At 64.5% G+C, this 7,039-nt stretch carries 7 protein-coding genes; 5 read left to right on the forward strand and 2 right to left on the reverse strand.

Features of this window, described 5'->3' with window-relative positions:
* Positions 1 to 63: 63 nt before the first annotated feature.
* The gene (locus AB4Z51_RS12310; RefSeq protein ID WP_028159989.1) at positions 64 to 1,434 is read left to right on the forward strand and encodes a glutamate--cysteine ligase; all 1,371 of its coding nucleotides are present in this window, start codon (positions 64 to 66) and stop codon (positions 1,432 to 1,434) included.
* A 112-nt stretch (positions 1,435 to 1,546) separates the two neighbouring features.
* On the forward strand, positions 1,547 to 2,113 hold the full coding sequence (locus AB4Z51_RS12315; RefSeq protein ID WP_071916912.1) for a PAN domain-containing protein: 567 nt from the start codon (positions 1,547 to 1,549) through the stop codon (positions 2,111 to 2,113).
* Positions 2,114 to 2,140: 27 nt separating this feature from the next.
* Here the strand turns inward: AB4Z51_RS12315 and AB4Z51_RS12320 are convergent, their stop codons facing one another.
* Complete coding sequence (locus AB4Z51_RS12320) at positions 2,141 to 2,374, reverse strand: hypothetical protein (RefSeq protein ID WP_354113370.1); 234 nt, start codon at positions 2,372 to 2,374, stop codon at positions 2,141 to 2,143.
* 205 nt (positions 2,375 to 2,579) lie between these two features.
* Here AB4Z51_RS12320 and AB4Z51_RS12325 point away from each other — a divergent pair, with 205 nt between their 5' ends.
* The 3 genes from AB4Z51_RS12325 (at position 2,580) to AB4Z51_RS12335 (ending at position 6,355) form a co-directional block, all read left to right on the forward strand.
* Positions 2,580 to 5,096, forward strand: coding sequence for a glycogen/starch/alpha-glucan phosphorylase (locus AB4Z51_RS12325; RefSeq protein ID WP_441497478.1), 2,517 nt, complete (start codon positions 2,580 to 2,582; stop codon positions 5,094 to 5,096).
* 97 nt (positions 5,097 to 5,193) lie between these two features.
* A complete protein-coding gene (locus AB4Z51_RS12330) occupies positions 5,194 to 5,535 on the forward strand; it encodes a hypothetical protein (protein ID WP_063986045.1) in 342 nt (113 codons plus the stop codon).
* A 4-nt stretch (positions 5,536 to 5,539) separates the two neighbouring features.
* Positions 5,540 to 6,355 carry an acyl-CoA thioesterase gene (locus tag AB4Z51_RS12335; RefSeq protein ID WP_028151653.1) on the forward strand — a complete coding sequence of 272 codons (816 nt, stop codon included), beginning with the start codon at positions 5,540 to 5,542 and terminating at the stop codon, positions 6,353 to 6,355.
* A 129-nt stretch (positions 6,356 to 6,484) separates the two neighbouring features.
* Here the strand turns inward: AB4Z51_RS12335 and AB4Z51_RS12340 are convergent.
* A partial coding sequence (locus AB4Z51_RS12340; protein WP_441497479.1) for an IS5 family transposase occupies positions 6,485 to 7,039 on the reverse strand: 555 nt, incomplete at its 5' end.

A 7,039-nucleotide genomic window follows, 5' to 3' on the forward strand; every position in this document is an offset into this window, starting at 1 on the left:
TCGCGGACCACCCCATCACCCGCGCGCCTTCGATCGAAGCGCCCTTTTTGATTAGAGTTTGATATGGCGCGAGACCAGATCGATATGACGCCGCTGCAGTCGCGCGACGAGCTCGTCGCGTGGTTCGAGGCCGGCTGCAAGGACCCGTCCGAATTCCGCATGGGCACCGAGCACGAGAAGACACCGTTCACGCTCGAAGGCCACCGTCCGGTGCCTTACGAGGGCGCGCGGGGCATCGGCGCGCTGCTCGAAGGCATGAAGCTCCTGCTCGGCTGGGAGCCGATCATGGAGAAGGGCAACATCATCGGCCTCTACGACGTCACCGGCGGCGGCGCGATCTCGCTCGAGCCCGGCGGACAGTTCGAGCTCTCCGGCGCGCCGGTCGAGAACGTGCACCAGACCCAGAGCGAGCTGATGGCGCATCTGGCGCAGGTGCGCGAGATCGCGACCCCGCTCGGCATCGGCTTCCTCGGGCTCGGCATGACGCCGTCCTGGTCGCGCGCCGACATCCCGGTGATGCCCAAGGGCCGCTACAAGATCATGACCAACTACATGCCGAAGGTCGGCCAATACGGCCTCGACATGATGTACCGGACCTGCACGGTGCAGACCAATCTCGACTTCTCCTCCGAAGCCGACATGGTCAAGAAGCTGCGCGTCTCGCTCGCGCTGCAGCCGGTCGCGACCGCGCTGTTTGCCAATTCGCCGTTCACCGAGGGCAAGCCGAACGGCTTCCTGTCGTTCCGCTCCGAGATCTGGCGCGACACCGACAATGCGCGTTCGGGCATGATGCCGTGGGCATTCGAGGACGGCATGGGTTTCGAGCGCTATGTCGACTACGCGCTCGACGTGCCCATGTATTTCGTCAAGCGCGACGAGGATTACATCGACGTCTCGGGCTCCTCGTTCCGCGCCTTTTTCGACGGCCGCAACAACAATCTGCCCGGCGAACGTCCGACGCTGTCGGACTGGGCCAACCATCTTTCGACGATCTTCCCGGAGGTGCGCCTCAAGCGCTATCTCGAGATGCGCGGCTCCGATGGTGGCCCGTGGGGCCGCCTGCCGGCGCTGTCGGCGTTCTGGGCCGGGCTGCTCTACGACGATGTGTCGCTCGATGCCGCGTGGGACCTCGTGAAGCACTGGACCGCACATGAGCGCCAGGCTCTGCGCGACGACGTGCCGCGGTTCGGCTTCAAGGCGCGGATCAAGGACCGCTATCTGTTCGAGATCGCCAAGGAATGCCTCGTTCTGGCCCATGCCGGCCTGCGCCGACGCGGCCAGATCGACCAGCTCGGCCGCGACGAAACCCGGCACCTGGAGCCGCTCGATCGCATTATCGATTCCGGCCGGACCCCGGCCGAGGAGATGCTGGAGAAGTTCAACGGCGCCTGGAACGGCTCCGTGGAACCGGCCTACGCGGAATACGCGTTCTAGGCCAGAGGCCGACGACCAGGACCTGAGCCGTTCATCGCCCATACAGGTTTGCGGCGATCAAATGACCGGCTGAAAAAACCTGAGCGCCGTCAATAACTCGAAAGCTGTTCCAATGGGGAAGGGCCGCCTGCGTGGGGCCGTCATGGCAAGCGTCGTGGCCTGCGCCACGTTGCTTGCGCTCGTGTTTGCGAGCGCGCCTGCGCGCGCCCAGACGGCGTTCGACCGGCCCGGCGGCGACTATTTCAGCTCGCCGGTGACGTCAGGTGACCCCGAGGATTGCGCGCTGCAGTGTGAGCGTGACCGCCGCTGCCGCTCCTGGAGCTTCAACTATCCCGACGTCGAAGGCGGCTCGGCAGTGTGCTGGCTCAAGAACACGGTGCCGCCGCGTGTCCCGGGCAGCTGCTGCATCTCCGGTGTGCGTGGCGCCGGCGTGATCGAGCCGCGGATCGAAGGCGTTGAAACGTCGATCGACCGCCCCGGCGGCGACTTGCGCAATTTCGAGATCAAGGACGGCGAAGGCGAAGAGGCCTGCAAGGCCGCCTGCATCGCGGACAACAAGTGCCGCGCCTTCACCTATTCCCGTCCCGGCTACACCGGGCGTGAAGCGCGCTGCTTCCTGAAAAAGGAAATCAAGCCGCCGCGCCGCAAGGCGGGCTTCACGTCGGGCGTGGTCAGATAGCGCGCTGCGAATCCGGCGACCCGCTCCTCAATTCGCCGCCGACACCAGCCTGTCCCCGCACGCATTCGCGTAGAACTTGCCGCCGCATTGGCGCTTGATGGCGGCGCAGCGCACCGCGGGAGACGCATTTTCCGGAACGCTGAAGCCGCAGCTCAGGCCATCGGCACTGCGGCCGGTCTTGCCGGCGGCGAAGGCGGCGCTGGACGCGGTGATGCAGACGACGAGGAAGGCCGCGGCGGCGATTTCGATCAGCAGTCTCATGGACGTTTCCTCCACACTGATGGCTGAATCGGCCCTCAATCTAGCACCGAATCCGCATCTCTCCGTACGCTTCCGGGTTCCCAAATCGGCCCGTTCCTTGCATAAATTTACGCCAGCGCAGTGCACGGCCGCGCCAGCGATGGTTCCGGTGCAGGGGCAAGACGCGTAGAGTTAGTGGTGTTCTCGCGACCAGGAAGTGACGGCCTTGCAAGATCAATCGTTCCAGCCAAGTTTGCCGGCCTCCAGCCAGCCCATCGACGAGCTCGCGCTGGCTGACGTCAAGGGCGCGATCCTGGCGAAGCTGCGCCTTGCCATCGGCAAGGATGCGGGCATGGCCACCAAGCACGACTGGTACCAGGCCGCAGCGCTCGCGCTGCGCGACCGCATCGTGCATCGCTGGCTCACGGCCGAGAAGCACAGCTACGATGCGGGACGCAAGCGCGTCTATTATCTCTCGCTCGAATTCCTGATCGGCCGCCTCTTCACCGACGCGCTGAACAACATGGGGCTGCTCAAGATCTTCGAGGTCGCGCTCGGCGATCTCGGCGTGTCGCTGCCTGAGCTCCGCAAATGCGAGCCGGATGCCGCGCTCGGCAATGGCGGCCTGGGGCGGCTCGCCGCCTGCTTCATGGAGAGCATGGCTACGCTCTCGATCCCCGCGATCGGCTACGGCATCCGCTACGATTACGGTCTGTTCCGCCAGATCATCAATCAGGGCTGGCAGCAGGAATATCCGGACGAATGGCTGAGCTTCGGCAATCCCTGGGAATTGCAGCGGCCCGAGGTGATCTATCACGTCCATTTCGGCGGTGGCGTCGAGCATGTCGACGACAAGGGCCGCGACCGCGCGATCTGGCATCCGGCCGAGACCGTGCAGGCGATCGCCTATGACACGCCGATCGTCGGCTGGCGCGGCCAGCACGTCAACGCGCTCCGCCTGTGGTCGGCACGCTCGCCCGATCCGTTGAAGCTCGACGCCTTCAACAAGGGCGACTATGTCAGCGCCAGCGCCGAGCAGTCGCGCGCGGAAGCGATCTGCAAGTTCCTCTATCCGAACGACGAGAGCCCGGCGGGCCGCGAGCTGCGGCTGCGCCAGGAGTATTTCTTCGTCTCCGCCTCGCTGCAGGACCTGGTCAATCGCCACCTGACCTCCGACGGCCAGCTTCGCAGCCTCGCGATGAAGGTCGCGGTCCAGCTCAACGACACGCATCCGAGCCTCGCCGTCACCGAGCTGATGCGCATCCTGGTCGACCTGCACAATTTCCGCTGGGACGAGGCCTGGAAGATCACGGTCGCGACGCTGTCCTACACCAACCACACGCTCTTGCCCGAGGCGTTGGAGACCTGGCCGGTCGAACTGTTCGAGCAGCTGTTGCCGCGCCATCTCGAGATCATCTACCGCATCAACGTGCAGCATCTCGCGCTGGCCGAAGCGCGCGCGCCCGGCGACATCGATTTCCGTGCCTCGGTTTCGCTGATCGACGAGAGGAGCGGACGCCGCGTGCGCATGGGCCAGCTCGCCTTCGTCGGCTCGCACCGCATCAACGGCGTCTCGGCGATGCATTCGGACCTGATGCGCGAGACCGTGTTCCACGATCTCAACCATCTCTATCCCGGCCGCATCACCAACAAGACCAACGGCATCACCTTCCGCCGCTGGCTGATGCTGGCGAATCCGAAGCTGACCGACCTGCTGCGCGAGACCTGCGGCGAAGCCGTGCTCGACGATCCAACCCAGCTCAGCCTGATCGAAGCCCGCGCCAGCGACGTCGAATTCCAGAAGAAGTTCCGCATCGTCAAGCTTCACAACAAGACCGCGCTGGCGCGCCTGATCGGCGAGCGGCTCGGCATCAAGGTCGATCCGACCGCGCTGTTCGACGTGCAGATCAAGCGCATTCACGAATACAAGCGCCAGCTCCTCAACATCATCGAGACGGTGGCGCTGTACCAGGCGATGAAGGACGATCCCAACGGCAACTGGGTGCCGCGGGTGAAGATCTTCGCCGGCAAGGCGGCGGCGAGCTACCGCTACGCAAAATTGATCATCAAGCTGGTCAACGACGTCGCGGACGTCGTCAACAACGATCCCGCGATCGGCGGCAAGCTGAAGGTCGTCTTCCTGCCCGACTACAATGTCAGCCTTGCGGAGGTGATCATTCCCGCGGCCGATTTGTCCGAGCAGATCTCGACCGCCGGCATGGAGGCCTCCGGCACCGGCAACATGAAGCTGTCACTGAACGGCGCTCTCACCATCGGCACGCTCGACGGCGCCAACATCGAGATCCGCGACCATGTCGGCGCGGAGAACATCGCGATCTTCGGCATGGAGGCCGGCGACGTGATGATCCGCCGCAAGCAGGGGCTGGATGCCTCCGACGTGATCCGCAATTCGCCAAAGCTCCAGCGCGCCATCAACGCGATCGGCACCGGCGAGTTCTCGCCCGGCGATCCCGGCCGCTTCGAATCCATCGCGCACGCGCTGCGCTATCTCGACCATTACATGGTCAGCGCCGATTTCGATTCCTATTACGAAGCGCAGCGCAGCGTCGACGCACGCTGGCAGGTGGCGCCGGCCTGGACGCGCGCCTCCATCCTCAATGTCGCGCGCATGGCCTGGTTCTCCTCGGACCGCACCATCCGCGAATATGCCGAGGAGATCTGGAACGTGCYGGTCAATCCGACCACGCCGTTGCTGCCGGATCTGCGCGACGTCGCGGGCTGATTTTCCGCAACGTGAAATCGGCGTTACCTGCGAGGTTATTGATTTGGCAGGATAGGCATCATATTACGGCTTGAGCTTTTTCTGGCCGGAGTCGATCGTGCCTGTCGGCGAGTATACGAGCCCGGATGGGCAGCTTCGATTGCTGGTCATATGTCCCGACGGGGACTGGACCCTGGGGTTCGATGGATTCTCCTGGCACACGCACGGCAGCATCCTTGCCAGTCTTTCAGGCAAGGACGAGGAAGCTGCCATCGGCGACTTCGTCGCCGATCTGATCAGCGGCAAGAGTATCATTGCGCTGAAGCGCATAGGAGGCTCCGTCGCGGATGCCTGGGTCACAGATGATCCGGCAGACGATGTGTTGAGTTCGCAGCAATATGGCCCTGGTGATGAGACTATGGAGTTTCGTCGTTGGGACGGAAGCTCAGTAGAGGTCTAATCCCATGCACGCCAAGCTCCCGCACCCGTTCGACGACGCCACCCGCATCACCGCCGGCGACTCCAGCTGGCAGGGGCACACCAGCGACGATTACTGGGCCTTTGTCGGCCCGTTCGGCGGCGCCACGGCCGCGACCATCCTGCGCGCGCTGATCGACCATCCGCAGCGCGCCGGCGATCCGCTGGCGCTGACCGTCAATTACTGCGCGCCGATCGCCAAGGGCCCGTTTGACTTGGACGTGCGGCTGGTGAAGGCCAATCGCTCCAGCCAGCACTGGAGCGTCGAACTGTCGCAGGGCGGCGGCGAGGTCGCGACGCTCGCCACCGCGGTGTTCGCCGAGCGCCGGCCGTCCTGGGAGCACAGGGTGGCGCAATATCCGGACGCCACGGCGTTCGAGGCAACGCTGCCCTTCCCCAAGATCTCGGCGTCCTGGGCCAACCAGTATGAATTCCGCTTCGTCGAGGGCGAGATGCGGATCGGCCCGCCGCAGGCCGAGCTCGCTGGCACCTATTCCAAGCTCTGGATCGGCGACCGCACGCCGCGCAAGCTCGACATGCTGTCGCTGATGTCGATGTCGGACGCCTTCTTCGGCCGCATCTTCCACGCCCGGCGCGAGCTGGTGCCGTTCGGCACGGTGTCGCTGACGACGTATTTTCACACCGACAGCGAAGAGCTCGCCGCCGAGGACATCACGCGCGTGCTCGCGACGGCCGATTCGAAGATCATGCACAAGAGCTACGCCGATCAGAACGCCGAGCTGTGGTCGCCGAACGGCAGGCTGCTCGCGACCACGACGCAGATTGCGTATTTCAAGGCGTAGGTGCTCTTCCCTTCTCCCCTTGTGGGCCTGTTGCGTTATGGGCTCTTGAGGCTGAAGACGTCAGGAGCGAATGCCCTGGTCCCGGCAATTGCCTGCCAAGATCTGTAGTTGTCGCCCTCGGAGGGCGACTCACGCGGCGATCGTGGCCCACCGCCTCATGTTGAAGGCGATCGAGGCGAGCACGACTTGCCCGGTCGCCTTGATCAGACCGACGTAGCGAATGCAGGTCAGCCGCATGCGGCGTTTGAGAGTAGCGAAGGTGGTCTCGACCTGGGCTCGGCGGCGCGCGATGAGGAGGTTGTAGCGTTTGAGCCTGGGCGGCAGTTCCGGGTGATGTCTGTTGGGCCGACGAGCGATGCGGGGTTTCTTGCCCTCCGCCTTCAGCCGGGCCCGTCGGGCATGGGTGTCGTAAGCCGCATCGGCCCACACCGCAGTTTCATCGCCCCGGATCAAAGCGTCCGCAGGTGTCGTATCGTTGACGTTAGCGGGTGTGGTCARCACCGCGCGGATCAAGCCGGATCCTTCGTCCACACCCACATGGGCCTTGTAACCGAAGGTCGAGCCGCTTTTGCCCTGCCGTTTGGCAAACCGGGCATCAGGATCGTTTGAGGGGCGATCCTCCTTGGGCGGAGCCGAGACTGCCTGGATCAAGGTCGCATCCAGCATCGTGCCGCGCTTGAGGAT

Origin of the sequence: Bradyrhizobium sp. 2TAF36 (assembly GCF_052114925.1) — a bacterium.
Classification (GTDB): Bacteria; Pseudomonadota; Alphaproteobacteria; order Rhizobiales; family Xanthobacteraceae; genus Bradyrhizobium; species Bradyrhizobium barranii.

Excerpts from the sequence above, each read along its gene's own strand:
- AB4Z51_RS12310 (WP_028159989.1), top strand. The coding sequence starts at position 64 with ATGGCGCGAGACCAGATCGATATGACGCCGCTGCAGTCGCGCGACGAG.
- AB4Z51_RS12315 (WP_071916912.1), top strand. The coding sequence starts at position 1,547 with ATGGGGAAGGGCCGCCTGCGTGGGGCCGTCATGGCAAGCGTCGTGGCC.
- AB4Z51_RS12320 (WP_354113370.1), bottom strand. The coding sequence starts at position 2,374 with ATGAGACTGCTGATCGAAATCGCCGCCGCGGCCTTCCTCGTCGTCTGC.
- AB4Z51_RS12335 (WP_028151653.1), top strand. The coding sequence starts at position 5,540 with ATGCACGCCAAGCTCCCGCACCCGTTCGACGACGCCACCCGCATCACC.